The 18,395-nt window shown below is 67.9% G+C and carries 16 protein-coding genes, 1 tRNA gene and 1 riboswitch; of the genes, 8 read left to right on the forward strand and 9 right to left on the reverse strand.

The genetic code is table 11. The features are described from left to right. Positions 1 to 115: 115 nt before the first annotated feature. Both AC3ANK_RS15035 and AC3ANK_RS15040 read left to right on the forward strand, forming a co-directional pair. Entirely contained in the window at positions 116 to 952 is an 837-nt protein-coding gene (locus AC3ANK_RS15035) for a class I SAM-dependent methyltransferase (protein WP_206861529.1), read from the forward strand. 305 nt (positions 953 to 1,257) lie between these two features. After that, on the forward strand, positions 1,258 to 1,572 hold the full coding sequence (locus AC3ANK_RS15040; protein WP_206861530.1) for a hypothetical protein: 315 nt from the start codon (positions 1,258 to 1,260) through the stop codon (positions 1,570 to 1,572). 150 nt (positions 1,573 to 1,722) lie between these two features. On the opposite strand, the gene AC3ANK_RS15045 is transcribed toward AC3ANK_RS15040, so the two are convergent. The 3 genes from AC3ANK_RS15045 to olsF all read right to left on the reverse strand — a co-directional run bounded on the left by AC3ANK_RS15045 (position 1,723) and on the right by olsF (position 5,578). Then, on the reverse strand, positions 1,723 to 2,796 hold the full coding sequence (locus AC3ANK_RS15045; RefSeq protein WP_206861531.1) for a metal-dependent hydrolase: 1,074 nt from the start codon (positions 2,794 to 2,796) through the stop codon (positions 1,723 to 1,725). A gap of 197 nt (positions 2,797 to 2,993) precedes the next feature. Continuing rightward, positions 2,994 to 3,827, reverse strand: coding sequence for a UDP-2,3-diacylglucosamine diphosphatase (locus AC3ANK_RS15050; protein WP_425492562.1), 834 nt, complete (start codon positions 3,825 to 3,827; stop codon positions 2,994 to 2,996). Positions 3,828 to 3,832: 5 nt separating this feature from the next. Further along, positions 3,833 to 5,578, reverse strand: a complete 1,746-nt coding sequence (olsF, locus tag AC3ANK_RS15055; protein WP_484171516.1) for a bifunctional ornithine lipid synthase OlsF — start codon at positions 5,576 to 5,578, stop codon at positions 3,833 to 3,835. A gap of 266 nt (positions 5,579 to 5,844) precedes the next feature. On the opposite strand from olsF, the gene metK reads away from it, so the two are divergent. From metK to AC3ANK_RS15085, 6 genes are all read left to right on the forward strand, one after another. Continuing rightward, entirely contained in the window at positions 5,845 to 7,065 is a 1,221-nt protein-coding gene (gene metK, locus AC3ANK_RS15060) for a methionine adenosyltransferase (RefSeq protein ID WP_206861534.1), read from the forward strand. Positions 7,066 to 7,220: 155 nt separating this feature from the next. Further along, a riboswitch (S-adenosyl-L-homocysteine riboswitch) is annotated at positions 7,221 to 7,316 on the forward strand. 74 nt (positions 7,317 to 7,390) lie between these two features. Continuing rightward, positions 7,391 to 8,851 carry an adenosylhomocysteinase gene (gene ahcY, locus AC3ANK_RS15065; RefSeq protein WP_206861535.1) on the forward strand — a complete coding sequence of 487 codons (1,461 nt, stop codon included), beginning with the start codon at positions 7,391 to 7,393 and terminating at the stop codon, positions 8,849 to 8,851. Positions 8,852 to 8,994: 143 nt separating this feature from the next. Further along, on the forward strand, positions 8,995 to 9,822 hold the full coding sequence (metF, locus tag AC3ANK_RS15070) for a methylenetetrahydrofolate reductase [NAD(P)H] (protein ID WP_206861536.1): 828 nt from the start codon (positions 8,995 to 8,997) through the stop codon (positions 9,820 to 9,822). A 76-nt stretch (positions 9,823 to 9,898) separates the two neighbouring features. Then, on the forward strand, positions 9,899 to 10,474 hold the full coding sequence (locus AC3ANK_RS15075) for a hypothetical protein (RefSeq protein ID WP_206861537.1): 576 nt from the start codon (positions 9,899 to 9,901) through the stop codon (positions 10,472 to 10,474). 77 nt (positions 10,475 to 10,551) lie between these two features. Then, positions 10,552 to 11,160 (forward strand): hypothetical protein, encoded by a 609-nt coding sequence (locus AC3ANK_RS15080; RefSeq protein ID WP_206861538.1) that lies wholly within the window; start codon positions 10,552 to 10,554, stop codon positions 11,158 to 11,160. 83 nt (positions 11,161 to 11,243) lie between these two features. Further along, positions 11,244 to 12,155 carry a branched-chain amino acid transaminase gene (locus AC3ANK_RS15085; protein WP_206861539.1) on the forward strand — a complete coding sequence of 304 codons (912 nt, stop codon included), beginning with the start codon at positions 11,244 to 11,246 and terminating at the stop codon, positions 12,153 to 12,155. A 248-nt stretch (positions 12,156 to 12,403) separates the two neighbouring features. Here AC3ANK_RS15085 and AC3ANK_RS15090 read toward each other — a convergent pair whose 3' ends face one another. From AC3ANK_RS15090 to AC3ANK_RS15115, 6 genes are all read right to left on the reverse strand, one after another. Continuing rightward, positions 12,404 to 13,789 carry a sensor histidine kinase gene (locus AC3ANK_RS15090; RefSeq protein WP_206861540.1) on the reverse strand — a complete coding sequence of 462 codons (1,386 nt, stop codon included), beginning with the start codon at positions 13,787 to 13,789 and terminating at the stop codon, positions 12,404 to 12,406. Beyond that, complete coding sequence (locus tag AC3ANK_RS15095; RefSeq protein WP_115843471.1) at positions 13,749 to 14,429, reverse strand: response regulator transcription factor; 681 nt, start codon at positions 14,427 to 14,429, stop codon at positions 13,749 to 13,751. Before AC3ANK_RS15095 ends, AC3ANK_RS15090 begins: the two co-directional genes overlap by 41 nt. 450 nt (positions 14,430 to 14,879) lie before the next feature. Next, positions 14,880 to 15,785, reverse strand: coding sequence for a 30S ribosomal protein S6--L-glutamate ligase (rimK, locus tag AC3ANK_RS15100; RefSeq protein ID WP_206861541.1), 906 nt, complete (start codon positions 15,783 to 15,785; stop codon positions 14,880 to 14,882). After that, on the reverse strand, positions 15,782 to 16,303 hold the full coding sequence (locus tag AC3ANK_RS15105) for an ATP-dependent zinc protease family protein (RefSeq protein WP_206861542.1): 522 nt from the start codon (positions 16,301 to 16,303) through the stop codon (positions 15,782 to 15,784). Before AC3ANK_RS15105 ends, rimK begins: the two co-directional genes overlap by 4 nt. A gap of 70 nt (positions 16,304 to 16,373) precedes the next feature. Further along, positions 16,374 to 16,447 (reverse strand) — tRNA-Gly (locus AC3ANK_RS15110). A gap of 93 nt (positions 16,448 to 16,540) precedes the next feature. Continuing rightward, positions 16,541 to 18,376 (reverse strand): autotransporter domain-containing protein, encoded by a 1,836-nt coding sequence (locus AC3ANK_RS15115; protein ID WP_206861543.1) that lies wholly within the window; start codon positions 18,374 to 18,376, stop codon positions 16,541 to 16,543. Between the last annotated feature and the right edge of the window lie 19 nt (positions 18,377 to 18,395).

The following is an 18,395-nucleotide window of genomic DNA, read 5'->3' on the forward strand; positions in this document are numbered from 1 at the left end:
GGATGACGGTGATACTGGGAAAACGGGAATGGGACAGCACGTTCCTGCCGCGACGGCTGGTTCTTAACTTCCGCCATGCGAGCATCCCGGCATCCGATACCGCACCGGTGCCGCCATGCCTTCCAACCCGACGTCCTGCTCCGACTTCCCCTACCTGCACGGCTTCTCCGCGACCGAACAGGCGCGGCTGGTCAAGCAGGCGCGGCTGGCCGAATCGACGATCTTCCACAACATCGACTACAGCAGCGCGCAGCGGCTGCTGGAAGTGGGCAGCGGTGTCGGCGCGCAGACCGAAATCCTGCTGCGCCGCTTCCCGGAACTGCACGCGACCTGCGTCGATCTCAACGAAGCGCAGCTCGACGCCGCGCGCGCCAACCTCGATGCGATGCCATGGCTGAAAGGCCGTTACGACCTGCACCAGGCCGACGCCACCAATCTGCCTTTCGAACCGCGCAGCTTCGATGCCGCCTTCCTGTGCTGGGTGCTCGAGCACGTGCCTTCGCCCTCGCGCGTGCTCAACGAAGTGCGCCGCGTGCTCGCGCCGGGATCGCCGGTGTACATCACCGAGGTGATGAACTCGTCCTTCCTGCTCGATCCGTATTCGCCGAACGTATGGCGCTACTGGATGGCGTTCAACGACTTCCAGTACGACAGCGGCGGCGATCCGTTCGTCGGCGCGAAGCTCGGCAACCTGCTGCTGGCCGGCGGCTTCCGGGACGTGACCACCGAAGTGAAGACGTTCTACTTCGACAACCGCGAACCGGCGCGGCGCAAGACGATGATCGCGTTCTGGGAGGAACTGCTGCTGTCCGCCGCCGACCAGCTGATCGAAGCGGGCAAGGTCACGCAGGACGTGGTCGACGGCATGCGCCGCGAGATGCACCAGGTGCAGAACGATCCGAATGCGGTGTTCTTCTACGCGTTCGTGCAGGCGCGCGCGGTCGTTTATTGAAACTGCTACCAGCGCAGGAACGAGAAACCAGGAACGGGAAACGGGTAACGCGTTGCATCACCTGCTCGTTTCCCGTTCCTCTCCACTCGTTCCCCGCTTTGGTGAGATACGTGAAGGCCTCGCATCGTTTTCGCATGTAACCTTCATGCGCATGTGCCTGCATCGCGCTCGCGACGAACGGTGCAGGTCGAAAGTAACGCCCCCCTTCGGCCGATGTTTTTCCGCATCGCATGACCCAACCTGCGAGCGTCGGGGCGTCCCCTCTGCGGATCCACCGCAGCGCTCCGGCGGACCAGGAGGCCAACATGAAAGCCAAGCTTGCATTCATCGCCCTGGCAATGGCGGTGGCCCCGGCATGGGCCGCCGATCCGGTAGGCGATCTGTCGAAAGTCACCGGGCTGAGCGAGCGCAAGGTCACGATGCTCGTCGGCAACCGCACGGCGTTCGCGGAGTATCCGTACACCTACAATCGCGCGTACAAGAAGTTCGTTGCCGCCGTCGGCAAGGACAACTACGAGCGGTTGATGGATGGCGAAGCCATCGCGCTGCGCGACGCGCAGGGCAACGAGTACCTCGTGCAGCTCGACCGCGAGACGCTCTCGGAGCGCGATGCGCTGTAAGTCCGGCCGGGGTGCGCGTCGTCGCGCGCTCCGGGCGGGCCGGTCCAACCGACGATCGGGTGCCTACGTGAACCGTTCAATGTCCATCTGAAGGGACCGCGTGCGCACGCCACGCGGCCCCGCAGGAGACGCCGGTTCCGGCACAGGGGATCAATCCAGCGTGACGCCTTCCGCCGACGCGCGCGGCGTGCTTTCGCTTGCGCCCGCACTGGCGATGTCGCTCGCCGGCTCGTGCCAGATGCGATGCCACATCGCTTCCAGGCGTCGCCCCGCTTCCCACGGCCATTGCAGCTGGTGCGGCGGGATTTCCTTCCAGCCGCCGTCCTGGCGCGCGACCGCGAAACTGAAGCTGTAATCGGGCTCGGCGCCCATGCGCAGGTCCGACAGCACGAGTTCGCCATCGCGCACCTGGGCCTTCATGAATCCGCGGTTGAACCACTGCAGGCGCTGCACGGCCGGGAATTCCCGTACCTGCGACATCGCGGCGACGTCGGAGGGATGATGGCGGAACCGCATCAGCCCCTGGTCCGCGACCAGCGAGCGTTCGCCTTCGACGAAGCCGTCGGGCGTCATCGCGACCACGCGCCAGAGCAGGATGTTGAACGGCATCGGCACCGAGAATCGCGGCGCATCCGCCAGCCCCTGCGCTGCGAGCGCCTGCTCCGCCGCATGGTCGACCTGCCGCTTGGCGAGCAGCGACAGGCCGAGGTAAAGCGAACTCACCGACAGCCCGGCGACGAGCATGGCGTGCGCGATGCGCCGCTCCCGCGCGAACCACGCGATGACGCACGCCAGCAGCAGCCATACGGTATAGAGCGGATCGATGATGAACACGCTCGACCACATCGTCGGGCGAACCGGCAGGGGCCACAGCAGCTGCGTGCCGTACACGGTGAACGCGTCGAGCAGCGGATGCGTCACCAGCGCGCCCTGCATCGCCCAGAACCAGCGCTTGGGCGATTGCGCGACACGGCCGCCACGCGAGCGGAACCACGCCCAGATCGCCCACGCGACGAAGGGCAGCACCAGCAGCGAATGGCTGAAGCTGCGATGCCAGGTCATGCGCGCGACCGGGTCGTCGGTGATCAGGTTGATGGGAAGGACGTCGAGGTCGGGCAGCGTGCCGAGCGCCGCGCCGGCGAGCAGTGCGGCGCGCCGATGCTGCGGCGGTGCGATGGCGGCGGCGACGGCGGCGCCGAGGACGATCTGGGTGAAGGAATCCATGCCCGGATGCTAGCGGGTTCGCGTGGTTGGGTGTTTGAACCCCTCTCCCTTCCGGAGAGGGGTCGGGGTGAGGGTCAGGGCGTGCGGTGCGGTGATGCGGCCGAAGCATGCGCGGCATTCAAGTCCGCGGCGCCCTTCGTCGGCGCAACGGTGCTGCACTTCACCCCTCCCCCACCCTCCTGCAGTCGCGGGGGAGTTCAGGCCGCTTGCGGTTCCGCCACTGGCTGCTGCTCCGCGTCGGTGCTCTCGTCGCGCCGCGAAGGCCCGATCACCCCCCGCGTCTCCCCCGTATGCGTCAGCAACCGCAGCATCCCGTCCGGGTCCTCCGCGATCGCACTGAGGCTTTCGACCCAGTCGCCGTCGTTCGCATAGATCAGGCCGTCGCGTTCGATCAGCGACGCGCGATGGATGTGCCCGCAGACGATGCCGTCGAGTCCGCGGCGCCGCGCATCGTCCAGTCCGGCCTGCACGAACCGCGCGATGTAGCGCTCGGCCGCGCCGCTGCGGCGCTTGAGGAATTCCGACAACGACCAGTAGCGCCGGCCGGACAACCGGCGGATGCGGTTGAGCCACTGGTTGCCGGTGAGGATGCGGTAGTACAGCCAGTCGCCGAATCGTTCCTGCAGGCCGCCGAAATGGGTGACGCCGTCGTAGTCGTCGCCATGCGTGACCAGCAGGCGACGGCCGTCGGCGGTGACGTGCACCATGCGGCGGCGCACCCGCATGCGCGGCAGCGCGAGGCCGCAGAAGCGGCGGATCGGGCGATCGTGGTTGCCCGGCACGTAGATCAGTTCGGTGCCGGCGCGACGCAGCGCATGCAGTGCCTCGACCACGCGGTTGTGGTGTGCGCCCCAGCGCGCGCGCCGTTGCGCCATCCACCACAGATCGACGATGTCGCCGACGAGGTAAAGACGATCGCAGCGCAGCCCGGCGAGGAAATCGGCCAGTTCGGCCGCGTGGCAGTGCTTGGAACCCAGATGGACGTCGGACACGAAGACCGCGCGTCGGCGCGGCGGCAACACGGTCGGCATCGACGTCATCCGGCGGTCTCCAGGCACGGTTGGCTGGGCGCGGCGCCGAGGTAGCGCTCGCGCTTCTTCGGGCGAAGCTTTTCCAGGTCGACCTCGATCAGCCCGTCGACCGCATCGCTGAACGCCGGATCCACGCCGAACGCGAGGAATCGCGCGCCACCCGGTTCGCACAGCTCGGTGTACTGCTTGTAGAGCATCGGCAGCGTGGCGCCGAGCGCGTCGAGGTTGTTCTTCAGCACGCGGAACGCGGTGGCCGCGTCCACTTCGCCGAATTGCGGCGGCGCGGCCTGGTAGACGAACGGCTGGCGCGAGACCGCACTGTGCGCCTCGCTGCCGTAGTAGCGCGCGTAGTAGGCGACGATCTGCTCGCGCGCGGCGGCCGGCAGCGCGGCGCTGATCGACACCGGCCCGAACAGGTAACGCACGTTCGGATGCGCCGCCAGGTACGCGCCGATGCCCTGCCACAGGTAATCGATGCTGCGGCTGCCCCAGTAATCGGGTGCGACGAAGCTGCGCCCCAGTTCCATGCCCTGCGCGATGCGCGGCACCGCGTCGTCGGCGTAGGCGAACAGCGACGCGGTGTAGAACCCGGCCAGGCCGCGTTCGGCAAGCACGCTGGCACCGCGCGCGATGCGATACGCGCCGGCGATCTTCGCCGCCTGCGCATCCCACAGCACGATGTGTTCGTACCAGCTGTCGTAGACATCGACATCCAACCGCTGGCCGGTGCCCTCGCCCACCGCGCGGAAGGTGAGTTCGCGCAGGCGGCCGATTTCCTGCAGCAGCGGCGAACCGGCGGCGAGCCTTCCGACGCGGATCTGCTTGCCGTCGAAGGTCTGGCCGAGCAGCGTCATCGCGTCGACCCCTTCACGCACCTGCGCCGGATCGAGCGGATCGATGAGCGGCGCGACCAGCGGCGCGGCGGGCTCGGCCGCGATGGAGGTGGCCGAATCGCCGCGACGGCGACCGAGCGAGAACAGCTCGCGACGCACATCGCGCAGCACGCGCTGCGGGTTTCCATCGGCCGGCAACACCAGCGGCGTGCCGATGCGCAGGGCGATGCGGTGCGCGCGGCGGGCGAACATCTCGCGCGCCAGCAGCGCGGTACCGGCCGGCTTGAACAACACCGAGGCGCCGTAGAACAGCGCTGAATTGCGTGCTTCGATCCGCACCGGCAGCACCGGCGCGCCACTCGCGCGGGCGAAGCGCAGGAAGCCGCGCCGCCAGCGCCCGTCGGTCACGCCGCGCAGGCCGAGCCGCGCGACTTCGCCGGCGGGAAAGACGATCACGCACTCGTCGGCGGCCAGCGCGGCATCGATGGCGGCCAGGCTTTGCGGGCTCGGTCGCCCGCCGAGGATGCGCACCGGCAGCAGCAGGCCCTCGAGCGGTTCCAGCGCGCCGAGCAGGTCGTTGGCGACGATCCGCACGTCCCGGCGCACGCGGCCGACGGCGTCGAGCAGGGCGAGCGCATCGAGCGCGCCCGACGGGTGGTTGGCGACGATCAGCAGCCGGCCCGTGGCGGGGATGCGCCCGAGTTCGTCCGCATCGAGGGTGTAGCGCGCCTGCAGGTGGTCGAGCCCCGCGGCGACGAAGTCGAAATCGCGCAGGTGGCCGTTGGCATGCAGGAATTCCTCGACCTGGTCGAATCGCGACCAGCGGCCGATCGTGCGCAGCAGCGGCCGGGCGACGCTCGCGCGGCGGCCCCGGAACCAGTGCGGAAAGCGTTCTTGCAGGCGGCGTTCGAGTGGCATGCAGCGTGCGCGCATCGCCCCGGCGGGGCGTTCGCCGCGGAAGGTTGGGCGCGCATGGCGACAGGGAGGTGGCGGTTTGGGGACAGGAACGTGACAGCCCGGCGATTGGGCGGTTCCAGGGCGTTGTTCAGCCGGCGCGGCGCCCGCGAACGCCCTGCAGCGCTTAACCAGCGCGCAACATCTCCATGGCGCACAATGCGCCGACCCGGCCGAGCCTGTATCATGCGCGGCCATCCTTTCATCCGAATCAAGGGATATTGACCTCGATGTCCAGCTACCTGTTCACCTCCGAATCCGTCTCCGAAGGCCATCCGGACAAGATCGCCGACCAGATCTCCGATGCCGTCCTGGACGCGATCCTGGCCCAGGACAAGCGCGCACGCGTGGCCTGCGAGACGCTGGTGAAGACGGGCGCCGCGATCGTCGCCGGCGAAGTCACCACGACCGCGTGGGTCGACATCGAGTCGCTGGCGCGCCGCGTGATCAACGAGATCGGCTACAACAATTCCGACGTCGGCTTCGACGGCCACACCTGCGCGATCATCAACATGCTCGGCAAGCAGTCGCCGGACATCGCCGCGGGCGTGGACCGCAAGAAGCCGGAAGAACAGGGCGCGGGCGACCAGGGCCTGATGTTCGGCTACGCCTGCAACGAGGCGCCGGAATTCATGCCGGCCCCGATCTACTACTCGCACCGCCTGGTCGAGCAGCAGGCCAAGATCCGCAAGAAGAAGAACTCGCCGCTGCCGTGGCTGCGTCCGGACGCGAAGTCGCAGGTCACGCTGCGCTATGACGCCAACCACAACGTCGCCGGCCTCGACGCCGTCGTGCTGTCCACGCAGCACGATCCGGGCATCAAGCAGAAGGACCTGGTCGAAGGCGTGTACGAGAACATCCTGCGCCCGGTGCTTCCGAAGAAGTGGCTCGAGTCGCTGCCGAAGAACAAGATCCACATCAACCCGACCGGCATCTTCGTGATCGGCGGCCCGGTGGGCGACTGCGGCCTGACCGGCCGCAAGATCATCGTCGACAGCTACGGCGGCATGGCCCGTCACGGCGGCGGTGCGTTCTCGGGCAAGGATCCGTCGAAGGTCGACCGTTCGGCCGCCTACGCCGCGCGCTACGTCGCCAAGAACATCGTCGCCGCCGGCCTGGCCGACCGCTGCGAAGTGCAGGTGTCCTACGCCATCGGCGTGGCCGAGCCGACCTCGATTTCGGTCACCACCTTCGGCACCGGCAAGATCCCGGACGAGAAGATCGAGAAGCTGATCCGCAAGCACTTCGACCTGCGTCCGTACGGCATCGTGAAGATGCTCGACCTGATCCACCCGGTCTACCAGGACACCGCCGCCTACGGCCACTTCGGTCGCAAGCCGAAGGAAGTGTCCTACGTCGACGGCGCCGGCAAGAAGCAGACCGCCACGGCCTTCTCGTGGGAGAAGACCGACCGCGCCGATGCCCTGCGCGCCGATGCGAAGCTGAAGTAAGGCATCGCCACCCCAAAGCTCCTCCCGCTCGTCCGGAAGGGGCCGGGGAGAAAGGAAAAAGGCCGCGAAAGCGGCCTTTTTCATGCCTGCGCGACGACGCCCGGGACCGCGCCGGGTTCACTCATCCGGGGCCATGAACGGCTAGAATGCGCGTTCCCGCCGAGGGGCGCTGCAAGTCCGGAACCTCCATCTCCTGGAGGCACGGAATCAGGCTCGGCAGGACCGAACACGAACAACGGCGCCCGGTTTGGCAGGCCTCCACGGCCGGCCCTCACCCCACCCTCTCCCGCGAGCGGGAGAACGGGACACAAACCGGAGCAATCTGATGAACGCACAGATCAAGACCTTCTCGACCGAGGGCGACTACAAGGTCGCCGACATCTCCCTGGCCGATTGGGGTCGCAAGGAAATCGACATCGCCGAGCACGAGATGCCGGGCCTGATGTCCATCCGCAAGAAGTACGCCGCCGCGGCCTCGCTCAAGGGCGTTCGCGTGACCGGCTCGCTGCACATGACGATTCAGACCGCGGTGCTGATCGAGACGCTGCGCGACCTCGGCGCCGACGTGCGCTGGGCCTCGTGCAACATCTTCTCGACGCAGGACCATGCCGCCGCCGCGATCGCCAAGTCGGGAACGCCGGTCTTCGCGTGGAAGGGCGAAACGCTGGAGGAATACTGGGACTGCACGCTGGCCGCGCTGACCTTCCCGGGTTCGGGCGCCGACAAGTACCTCGGCCCGGAGCTGGTGGTCGACGACGGCGGCGACGTCACGCTGCTGATCCACAAGGGCTACGAGCTCGAGAACGGCAGCGACTGGGTCAACACCCCGTCGGGCAACCACGAAGAGCAGGTCATCAAGAACCTGCTGAAGAAGGTGCACGCCGAGCGTCCGGGCTTCTGGCACACCGTCGTTCGCGACTGGAAGGGCGTCTCGGAAGAGACCACCACCGGCGTGCACCGCCTGTACCAGCTGGCCGAAGCCGGCAAGCTGCTGGTGCCGGCGATCAACGTCAACGACTCGGTCACCAAGAGCAAGTTCGACAACCTGTACGGCTGCCGCGAGTCGCTGGCCGACGGCCTCAAGCGCGCAATGGACGTCATGCTCGCCGGCAAGGTTGCGGTGGTGTGCGGCTACGGCGACGTCGGCAAGGGCTCGGCGCATTCGCTGCGTGCCTACGGCGCGCGCGTGGTCGTCACCGAGATCGATCCGATCAACGCCCTGCAGGCGGCGATGGAAGGCTTCGAGGTCAACACCGTCGAATCGACGCTGGGCCGTGGCGACATCTACGTCACCACCACCGGCAACAAGGACGTGCTGACGCTCGAACACATGTCGCAGATGAAGGACCAGGCCATCGTCTGCAACATCGGCCACTTCGACAACGAGATCCAGGTCGATCGCCTGAACGCATCGGGCGCCACGCGCCTGAACATCAAGCCGCAGGTGGACAAGTACACCTTCAATCGTGCCGACGGAAAGCCGGGCAACTCGATCTTCCTGCTGGCCGAAGGCCGCCTGGTGAACCTGGGCTGCGCCACGGGCCATCCGAGCTTCGTGATGTCGAACTCGTTCTCGAACCAGACGCTCGCGCAGATCGACCTGTGGGCGAACAAGGACAGCTACGAGCCGAAGGTCTACATCCTGCCGAAGAAGCTCGACGAGGAAGTCGCGCGCCTGCACCTGGAGAAGATCGGCGTGAAGCTGACCACGCTGACCAGCGAACAGGCCGCCTACCTCGGCGTGCCGGTGGAAGGTCCGTACAAGCCGGATCATTACCGCTACTGATCCACGGCGGTATCGCTCCGCGATGCACGGAAACGGGCGCTTCGGCGCCCGTTTCTTTTGGACGACCGTCCACGCCGCCAAAGTCCGTTCAATTCATCGCGATGAAGAGATAAACTCTCCCGAACCCTCTGCGAGCGGCCCGCATGCCCACGCCCATCAGCTTCGAGTTCTATCCGCCCAAGACCGACGAGCAGCGCGCGCAGCTCGACAAGACCGCGGCGAAGCTCAAGTCGCACAAGCCCGAGTACGTCTCGTGCACCTTCGGCGCGGGCGGTTCGACGCTGAGCTACACGCCCGAGACAGTCGAGCGCCTGCACCGGGAACACGGGCTGGATGCAGCGCCGCACCTGTCCTGTGTCGGCGGCACGCGCGCGGAACTGGGCGAACTGCTGGAACGCTACAAGGCCATGGGCTGCCACCGCATCGTCGCGCTGCGCGGCGACCTGCCCTCGGGCATGGGCCACACCGGCGATTTCCGCTACGCGACCGAACTGGTCGAGTTCATCCGCCGCGAGCACGACGGTTATTTCCACATCGAGGTCGGCTGTTATCCGGAATGCCATCCGCAGTCCGACGACGCGCTCGCCGACCTGCGCCACTTCAAGGCGAAGGTGGATGCCGGCGCGAACGGCGCGATCACGCAGTACTTCTACAACGCGGATGCGTATTTCCGTTTCGTCGACGATGCGCGCCGGCTCGGCGTGGACGTTCCGATCGTGCCGGGCATCATGCCGATCTCGAACTTTTCGCAGCTTCGCCGTTTCTCCGATGCGTGCGGCGCGGAGATCCCGCGCTGGATCGGCAAGCGCATGCAGGCCTACGGCGACGACGTGGAATCGATCCGCGAGTTCGCCGCCGATTTCGTCGCGGACATGTGCCGTCGCCTGGTCGAGGGCGGCGCTCCGGGCCTGCATTTCTACACGCTGAACCTGACCAAACCGACGCTGTCCGTGCTCGCGCGCATGGGCTGACGAAGCGGCGATCTCACACGCGGTATTGACGGTTCCGGGCGGACGATGAGCGCACCCGCCCCCCCCGGGAACCGACATGAAACCGCCGCGTTCGATTGCGGCGTGGAGTGCGATCCTCGCGTTGTCGTGCGCGCTTGCCCCCGCGCATGCCGCAGGCGCCCTCCACCGTTGCGAGACTTCCGACGGCTCGGCCGTCTACACCGACAGCGCCTGCGCCGCGTTCGACGCGAAGCCTTCGCCGATGTCGAGCGAACTGATCAGCCGTCTTGCGATGGACGATGCGGCGTTCGCCACCGATTCCGCGCGCACGCGTTCGCTCTCCAACGCGATCCGCACCCGCCGCGCACCGCAGGCCGGCTGCGCACGCAGCCCCACCCAACTGTCGATCGACCTGCTCGCGTCCTTCGCCATGGGCGATGTGAACCGCATCGCCGAAAGCGTGCACTGGCCCGGCCTTCGCCATCGGCAGGCGCACGTGGTGATGAACCGGCTGCAGCAACTGGCGCGGCAGTCGCTCATCGACGCCAGCTTCTGGCCGGGTTTCGCCGGCGGTGGGGGCAGCGGCGCGATGCAGCTGACCTTCGCCCGGCCGCAACGCGTGATGGAAGTCGGCGTGGAGCGGTACGCCGGCTGCTACTTCGTGCGCTTCTGAATGCCGCCCCGAACACCGCGCGCGGATGTGCGATGCACGCACTGTGCGACGGCGATCCGCCCCGCTAGTCTGCGCCGATGCCCGTGCCCGCCCGCCCGTTCCTCGTCGTCTCCGCCTTGTTGTCCCTGGCGTGGTCCGCGCCGGCCCCCGCGCAGGTGCGGCACTGCGTGCTGCCCGATGGGCAGAGCGTGTTCACCGATCGCGGCTGCGAGGAAGTCGGCGGCGTCGAACAGGTGCAGCAGGGTCCGCCGGTCGTCGGCAATGTCGAGAAGAAGCGCGGCGGCGGCTGCGCCCGCAATATCGACGACCTGCTGTTCGAGATGAACACCGCCTTCGGCGCGCACGACGCCAACCGCCTCGCCGGCGTCTACCACTGGGCCGGCATGTCCGGCAGCAGCGCGTACCGGGTAATGGAGCGGCTGGATGCGATCGTGCAGCGACCGCTGGTGGACATCGTGCCGGTAATGCCCGAGGACGAGCCAGCACTGGTGGCCGAGCCGGCACCGTCCTACTCCGCCTTCGCAGACGCCGAACTCCACGCCGTCACCGCCGAAGCACCCACGGCCCCGCCGCCGCGAGTGCCGGTCGCCGTGCGCGTGGAGCAGACGCAGGAGAACGGCATCACCCCGTCGCGGACCGTGTTCGGCCTGCAGAAGCATTTCGGCTGCTGGTGGATCAAGGGCTGAAGCGCCGCGACCGGCAAGCCCGGTCGTTTGGGAAGCCGGCGCGACGCGGGCACAATAGCGGTTTCCCCTGACGGAATGCCGCGATGCAATACCCCGACTGGATCTGGCACAACGGCGCGATCAAGCGCTGGGCCGACGCCACCACGCACGTGATGTCGCACGCGCTGCATTACGGCTCGTCCGTCTTCGAAGGCATCCGCTGCTACCAGACGCCCGGCGGCCCGGTGATCTTCCGCCTCACCGACCACAACACCCGCCTGTTCGCCTCGGCGAAGATCTACGACATGGCGATGCCGTACTCGCTGGAGCAGATCAACGCGGCCTGCCGCGAGGTCATCCGCGCGAACGAGAACACCACCGACTACCTGCGCCCGGTCGCCTACCGCGGCCTGGGCGGCTTCGGCCTGTCGGCCGACACGCCGACCGACGTCGCCGTCGCCACGTGGAAGATGGGCCAGTACCTGGGCGCGAGCGTGCTCGAACAGGGCATCGACGCCTGCGTGTCGAGCTGGCAGCGATTCGCCCCGAACACCCTGCCGGCCGGCGCGAAGGCGGGCGGCAATTACCTCTCCGGCCAGCTGGTCGCGCGCGAGGCGCGTCGCCTCGGCTTCGGCGAAGGCATCGCGCTGGCGTCGACCGGCCTGTTGTCGGAAGGCGCCGGCGAGAACCTGTTCCTCGTCTTCGACGGCGCGCTGCACACGACGCCGGTGAGCGCGGCGCTGCTCAACGGCATCACGCGCAACACGATCATCACCCTCGCCCGCGACGCCGGCATCGAAGTGGTCGAACGCGACCTGCCGCGCGAGTACCTGTACCTGTGCGACGAGTTGTTCATGTGCGGCACCGCGGCCGAGATCACCCCGATCCGTTCGGTCGATGGCCGACAGGTCGGCGCCGGCAAGCCGGGCCCGCTGACGCGGCGCATCCAGGATCTGTTCTTCGGCCTGTTCGACGGCAAGACGCCGGACAAGTACGGCTGGTTGGAAGCGCTGTAAGCGAGCGCATTGTCGTGGATGGAAAAGGCGCCGGGAGGCGCCTTTTCTGTTGGTGCGGTCGATGGCGTGCTTGCGGGTGCGTGTGGGCGTGCGTGTCGCACCATCACCCGTTGTTCTTGTAGCCCGGTAAGCGAAGCGCACCCGGGGCCCGGCCGCCTCGCCTACCCGGGTGCGCTTCGCTTACCCGGGCTACACGAGCAGCACCACCTTCCCGAGAAGATCGCCCTTCCGAGAAGGGCAAACGCCTCTCACCCCACCGGAATCGAAATCACCGGCGAATCGAACGTCAGCGTCGCGATGACCCCGCGCGGTCCGCCCGGCCGCACCTGCACGTCCCATGCGTAGAGCGTGCACAGCCGACGCACGATCGACAGGCCGATGCCACCGCCCTGCGAATGCCCCGCATGCGTGCCGCGATACCCACGCTGGAACAGCTTCGCCGCATCTTCCTCGCTGAGTCCCGGCCCCGAATCGACCACGTCCACCGAACGCCTGCCGATGCGCACCACGACCTCGCCTTCGGTCGTGTACTTCACCGCGTTGCCGATGAGGTTGCCCAGCGCCACCGACACCGCCGCTTCCGGCGCATCGACGATCAGGCTCGGTTCGCCTTCCACGCGCAGGTCCAGCGGCTTGCCGCCGAGCTGCGCCCGATGCGCATCGAGCAGTTGTTCGGCGACCCTCGCCACGTCGGTCGCGCCGTGCCCGCGCTCGTTGCGCGAGAGCAGCAGCAGCGCACTGATCAGGTCCGTGCACTGCTGCTCGGCGCGCTGGATGCGCAGCAGGCGGTTGCGCGTCTTCTCGTCCACGTCGGGACGCGAAAGCAGCAGTTCGACCGCGCCCTTGATCACCGCCAGCGGCGTGCGCAGTTCATGGCTCACGTCGGCGTTGAACTCGCGGTCGCGCTGCACCACTTCGGTGAGCCGCTCGGCGTAATCGTCCAGCGCTTCGGCCAGCTGGCCGACTTCGTCGCTGGGGAAATGCGAGGCGAGGTTTTCCGGCTCCGCGCTACGGCCCGACTGCTTGAGACGCTTGGCGAGTTCGGTCACCGGGCTCATCACGCGCGAGGCCGACCACCAGCCCACCAGCAGCGAGAGCAGCGTGAACACGAACACCGACGCCCAGATCGCCCGCTGGAACTGCGCTTCGCCACGCGAGGCCTGCGACATGTCGTAGGCGAGGAAGAACCATGCCTTGGGCGTCTTGCGCACGGCGAGCTTGTACGCGAATGGCTCGCCGTTGGCGACGCCGGTCATGCCGTAGATGCCGTCGCCCAGCTCGTACCATTCGGGCCAGTTCACCCGGACCGAATCGATCTTGTCGATCGGATAGACGTAGGCGCGGATCTGGTCGACGGCGAACTGCGGGTTCTCCGGATCCAGCTCGAACTGGCGCGCGGCCATTTCGATGTTCCGGTTCATCACGTCCTCGACCAGCTGGTTCTCCACGCGGTTGCGCGTCCAGTTGGTCGCCCACGCGAACAGCGCCGTCAGGCCGAAGCCCAGCAGCACGAACGCGAGGATGATGCGGCTGCGAAGCTGCCGCCGGAAACGGGTGCGCCTTCGCGGCGGTGCGGTTTCCTCGGCCACCCGGTCAGCCGTTGTCGGGCGCGGCGATGCGGTAACCGATGCCATGGCGGGTCTGGATCAGCGGCACGTCGAAGGGCTTGTCGACCACCGCGCGCAGGCCGTGGATGTGCACGCGCAGGCTATCGGAATCGGGCAGTTCCTCGCCCCAGACGCGCGTTTCCAGTTCCTGGCGCGTGACCACGGCCGGCGAGGCTTCCATCAGCGCCTGCAGGATCTTCAACGCGGTCGGATTGAGCTGCAGCAGCTTGCCCTGGCGGCGCACTTCGAGCGTGTCGAGGTTGTATTCCAGGTCGGCGACGTTGAGCACGCGCGTCTGCACGCCGCGACCGCGACGCGAGAGCGCGTTGAGCCGCACTTCCACTTCCTGCAGCGCGAAGGGCTTGATGAGGTAGTCGTCGGCGCCGGAATCGAAGCCGGCCAGCTTGTTCTCCAGCGAGTCGCGCGCGGTGAGCATCAGCACCGGCGTCTGCTTGCGCGCTTCGTTGCGCAGCTTGCGGCAGACCTCCAGGCCGTCGAGGCCCGGCAGGTTGAGGTCGAGGACGATCGCGTCGAAGTCGTGGACCACCGCCAGGTGCAGGCCGGTGACGCCGTCGGCGGCGAAGTCGACGGTATGACCGCGGTCCTCGAGGAAATCGCCGAGGTTGGCCGCGATGTCCTGGTTGTCTTCGATGACGAGAATGCGCATGTGACCTTTCCTGGGTAATGGGCCTTCGACCGGCGCGAGCCGCTGCGGTTCCGCATCGTCTGAATGCGCGCGCGACGTTGCCGGGGAGCTTAACGATATTGCCAGAGCCGCCGAAGTGCGCCGATCACCGTGCGCTGACGTCGCAACGCACGTTCGCGATCGCCGCGCGCCGGACCGGAGCCGACGGCACCGCCCAAACAAAGGCCCAGACACGGGGCCACCGTGCCTGGGCCAAAAAGGTATTGCCCCGATTACCGTAACCTGCATCGACCAGGTACTGACTTGGAAGAGCGGCAGTGCTGCGGTAGGCACAGGCTACGCCGATTTCGATTAAACCGTCGTTAAAAACAGGCGTTAAATCCGCGTTATTCAGCGTTGAAAATGGCCGCTGAACGCGGCTTGATCGCAGAACTTCGGCGAACGCGCACGCATCCGCCGCGAACGCCGGACTCAGCGCGCGGCGGCCCGTTTCACCGCCTTCCGCCGTACGCGCTCGGCCAGATACGTGACGATCTCCCCGGCCACGTCCACGCCGCTGGCGTCCTCGATGCCTTCCAGTCCGGGCGACGCGTTGACTTCGAGCACCAGCGGACCGCGCTGCGAACGGATCAGGTCCACGCCGGCGATGCCGAGCCCCAGCACGCGCGAGGCGCGGATTGCGACATCTTCTTCCGCCGCGCTGGCGCGCACGCCCTTGGCGGTGCCGCCGCGATGCAGGTTCGAACGGAAGTCGCCCTTTGGCGCCTGCCGCTTCATCGCCGCCACCACGCGGCCGCCCACCACGAAGCAGCGCAGGTCGGCGCCGCGCGCTTCCTCGATGAACTCCTGCACCAGGAAATTGGCGTACAGGCCGCGCAGCGCCTCGATCACGCCCTGCGAGGCGGACAACTTCTCGGTGAGCATCACGCCGGCGCCCTGCGTGCCCTCGTTGAGCTTGATGACGTGCGGCGGCGCGCCGAGCATCGACAGCAGGTCGTGCGTGTCGTCCGGGTTGTCGCCGAACACCGTCGTCGGCAGGCCGATGTGTTCGGCCGCGAGCAGCTGGTGGCAGCGCAGCTTGTCCCGCGCGCGCAGCACGGCGTCGGAGGAATTGGGCGTGAGGGTGCCCATCAGTTCGAACTGGCGCAGCACCGCCGAGCCGTAGCGCGTGATCGAGGCGCCGATGCGCGGGATCACCGCCTGGTAGCCGGAGATCGGCTTGCCCTTGTAGCGCATGCTGAATCCGTCGCTGGCGATGCGCATGTAGCAGCGCAACGGGTCGAGCACGCGCACGCTGTGGCCCTGGTCGCGCGCGGCTTCCACCAGGCGGCGGGTGGAGTACAGCTTGCTGTTGCGCGAGAGGATCGCCAGTTTCATGAAGGGCGGCGGTGCGGGGGCGAGGTCGGGAAGGGAACCGCCTCGCCGGGCGCGGCGGGGCGGGATACGGCGACGACACCCGGCTCGCGCCGGGCATGTCGTCCGTGCAGGAACGAGCGCCCAGGATCGACCGTGAACGCGCGCGCCAGCGCGGTACGCCCGAGCAGCATCGGGAACAGCATCCCGCGCCGATCGGACAGATTGATTTCAATCTCGCGTTCGATGCCCGCCAGCGCCAGCGTCGTGCGGACGAACACGCGACGCGTGCAGTGTCCGCCCGAATCGGTGACCTCGCGTTCGTCGAACACCGGCGCCACGGCTTCGATCATCGGCGCGCCGTGGCCGGGGCTCAGGCAGAAGCCGACCCACGGACCACCGCGCTCGTGGAACCGCCATTGCGAATCCACGTGCAGCGCCGAACTTCGCGCGCCGCTGTCCACCTTCGCCCGCAACCGCCCAATGCCGAGTTCCGGCAGGGCGATCCATTCACGCCAGCCGAGCACGATCCTGCTTGCCATCGCGCCTCCAGACATCGTCTGAAAGACAAAAACGGCGGCCACTGTAAAGCAGGCCGCCGTCGCAATTGTTTGGAGCGGGTGATGGGAATCGAACCCACGCTAGCAGCTTGGGAAGCTGCAGTTCTACCATTGAACTACACCCGCACGCGATGAAGTCTATGCCCCCGCGTGGAGGCTTGGCAACGCGGCGCCGGGAGATCGTTTCGCGGGCGCCGCGTGCCGGTTCAGCCTACCCGGTCAGAACCCGCCGCCGAAGCTGACGAACACCGTCGCGTCGTTGCCGCCCTTCTGGCCGACCGTGACGTTGGCGCCGATGTCGGTGCGCAGGCCGAACAGCTCCGTGCGCGCGCCCATCACCAGCGTGCCGTAGTCCTGGTCGTACTCCAGGCCGCGCACCGCGTAGGCGCCCACGCCCGGCAGCGAACGCAGCGCGGCGGTGGCCTCGTTCGGGGCGTCCTCGAACTCGTGGTCGTAGGTCAGCTTCGCGTACGGCTGCAGGTGCTCGTTGATGGTGTAGTTCACCTGCCAGCCGAGGCTGCCGATCAGCGAGTCGAATTCCTGGTCGCCATACGACAGCGCGGTGGATTCGTCGCTGTTCTCATCGAAGCCGTCGACCTCGATCGTCTGCGAGACCAGTTGCATCAGCGGACCGTGCTTGAGCGAGCCCTCGCCGAAGTTCCAGCCCGCGGCGATCGCGGCGGTCAGGTTGGTGCCGTCGGTCGAGCCGCTATGCACGCGGTAGGTCGGACCGAGGTTCACGCGACGGTCGATGTCGTACGACACCCAGGTGTAGCTCAGCTGGCCGTTCACCCATGCCGAACCGCTCGCCCAGGCGAGGTAGCCGCCGAGGCTCGCGTCGTCCTGGTCGAACTCGCCGCGGTTGCGGCCCCAGTCCATCTTCTGCTGGCCGTAGCCGGCGAAACCGCCGTACACCAGGTTGCCACTGGCCCAGTCGAGGCCGAAGCTCAGCGTCGGGCCGATGCCGTCGTAGTCGTCGCCGCCGCCGTAACGCTGCGAATCGGCGCGCACGTCCGCCCACCAGCGCATGCCGTCCACGTCCGGACGCGTCGCCGCCTGCGCGCCGACGCGCTCGGCGCGGGCGCGGCCGACCATCGCTTCGGAGTGCGGCAGCACCGCGATCTGGCGCGGCGCGTCGAGCAGCGACAGCGTGTAGTCGGCGAGGATCTCGTGCGCCTTGCTCGACGGATGCACGCCGTCGGCGAAGACGTAGGTGTTCGGGGCGTCCGGCGAGACCATGCTGCCCGGAGTCACCGGGTTGCAGGTGATCGACTGCGCCGTGATCTGCGGATTGCAGGCCGTGCCGGTGGTGTTGGTGATGCCGTACGGCGTCGGGTTGGCGACGATTTCCTGCAGCAGGTGGAAGGTGTCGACCGGGATGAAACGCGCGCCGACCGAGGCCAGGCCCGCGTACAGCGCGTTGTTGTAGCCGGTCGCCAGCGCGGTGCCGGCGGCCGAAGCGGCGGCGCCCTGCGAGCGGAACTGCGGCGTGATGCCCAGGTCGGGCACGTTCGGCACCAGGATGTACTGCGCGCCGGCGTTCTGCAGCGCCATGACGTTGCCGACCTGCCCGGCCGCCGCGGCGCCGACGATCGCCTGCGCCTGCGCGGGCGCAGCCGCCGCGGCGAACAGGTCGTTCGCACCGCCCCACACCGTGTAGAGCGCGTCCGGATCGGCGGCACCGCCGTTCGCGGTCAGATAGGTGGCGATCTGCGAACGCAGCGAGAGCGTCGGCAGCTGCGGCGTCAGGCCGGCGCGGTCGGTGGTGACCATCGCGCCGCCGATGGCGTAGTTGGTGCCGCCGGCGTTGAACGCGTTGGCGTTCGTGCCCAGCTCGGTCGCCACGTGCTCGGCCCACACCAGGCCCGGGTTGGTGGTGAAGCGGCCCAGGATCGCGCCCGCGGGGCCGGCCTGGGCGATGATCGCCGGCCGGAAGTAGCCCGCGTCGGTCAGGCTGTCGCCGAAGAACACGGTCTGCGAATAGTCCTGCGCGAAGGCCGGCGCGGTCGCCAGCGCGAGGGCGGCGGCGAGCACGGAGCGGACGGGTTTCATCATCTTTCGATTCCTTGTTGGA

This window comes from Lysobacter sp. SCRH-1R, assembly GCF_057747855.1.

Coding starts and splice junctions, on each gene's coding strand:
- AC3ANK_RS15085 (WP_206861539.1), top strand. CDS start 11,244: ATGCAATACCCCGACTGGATCTGGCACAACGGCGCGATCAAGCGCTGG.
- AC3ANK_RS15050 (WP_425492562.1), bottom strand. CDS start 3,827: ATGCCGACCGTGTTGCCGCCGCGCCGACGCGCGGTCTTCGTGTCCGAC.
- AC3ANK_RS15115 (WP_206861543.1), bottom strand. CDS start 18,376: ATGATGAAACCCGTCCGCTCCGTGCTCGCCGCCGCCCTCGCGCTGGCG.
- AC3ANK_RS15075 (WP_206861537.1), top strand. CDS start 9,899: ATGAAACCGCCGCGTTCGATTGCGGCGTGGAGTGCGATCCTCGCGTTG.
- AC3ANK_RS15035 (WP_206861529.1), top strand. CDS start 116: ATGCCTTCCAACCCGACGTCCTGCTCCGACTTCCCCTACCTGCACGGC.
- AC3ANK_RS15045 (WP_206861531.1), bottom strand. CDS start 2,796: ATGGATTCCTTCACCCAGATCGTCCTCGGCGCCGCCGTCGCCGCCGCC.
- olsF (WP_484171516.1), bottom strand. CDS start 5,578: ATGCCACTCGAACGCCGCCTGCAAGAACGCTTTCCGCACTGGTTCCGG.
- AC3ANK_RS15095 (WP_115843471.1), bottom strand. CDS start 14,429: ATGCGCATTCTCGTCATCGAAGACAACCAGGACATCGCGGCCAACCTC.
- AC3ANK_RS15080 (WP_206861538.1), top strand. CDS start 10,552: ATGCCCGTGCCCGCCCGCCCGTTCCTCGTCGTCTCCGCCTTGTTGTCC.
- metF (WP_206861536.1), top strand. CDS start 8,995: ATGCCCACGCCCATCAGCTTCGAGTTCTATCCGCCCAAGACCGACGAG.
- AC3ANK_RS15090 (WP_206861540.1), bottom strand. CDS start 13,789: ATGGCATCGGTTACCGCATCGCCGCGCCCGACAACGGCTGACCGGGTG.
- ahcY (WP_206861535.1), top strand. CDS start 7,391: ATGAACGCACAGATCAAGACCTTCTCGACCGAGGGCGACTACAAGGTC.
- AC3ANK_RS15105 (WP_206861542.1), bottom strand. CDS start 16,303: ATGGCAAGCAGGATCGTGCTCGGCTGGCGTGAATGGATCGCCCTGCCG.
- rimK (WP_206861541.1), bottom strand. CDS start 15,785: ATGAAACTGGCGATCCTCTCGCGCAACAGCAAGCTGTACTCCACCCGC.
- AC3ANK_RS15040 (WP_206861530.1), top strand. CDS start 1,258: ATGAAAGCCAAGCTTGCATTCATCGCCCTGGCAATGGCGGTGGCCCCG.
- metK (WP_206861534.1), top strand. CDS start 5,845: ATGTCCAGCTACCTGTTCACCTCCGAATCCGTCTCCGAAGGCCATCCG.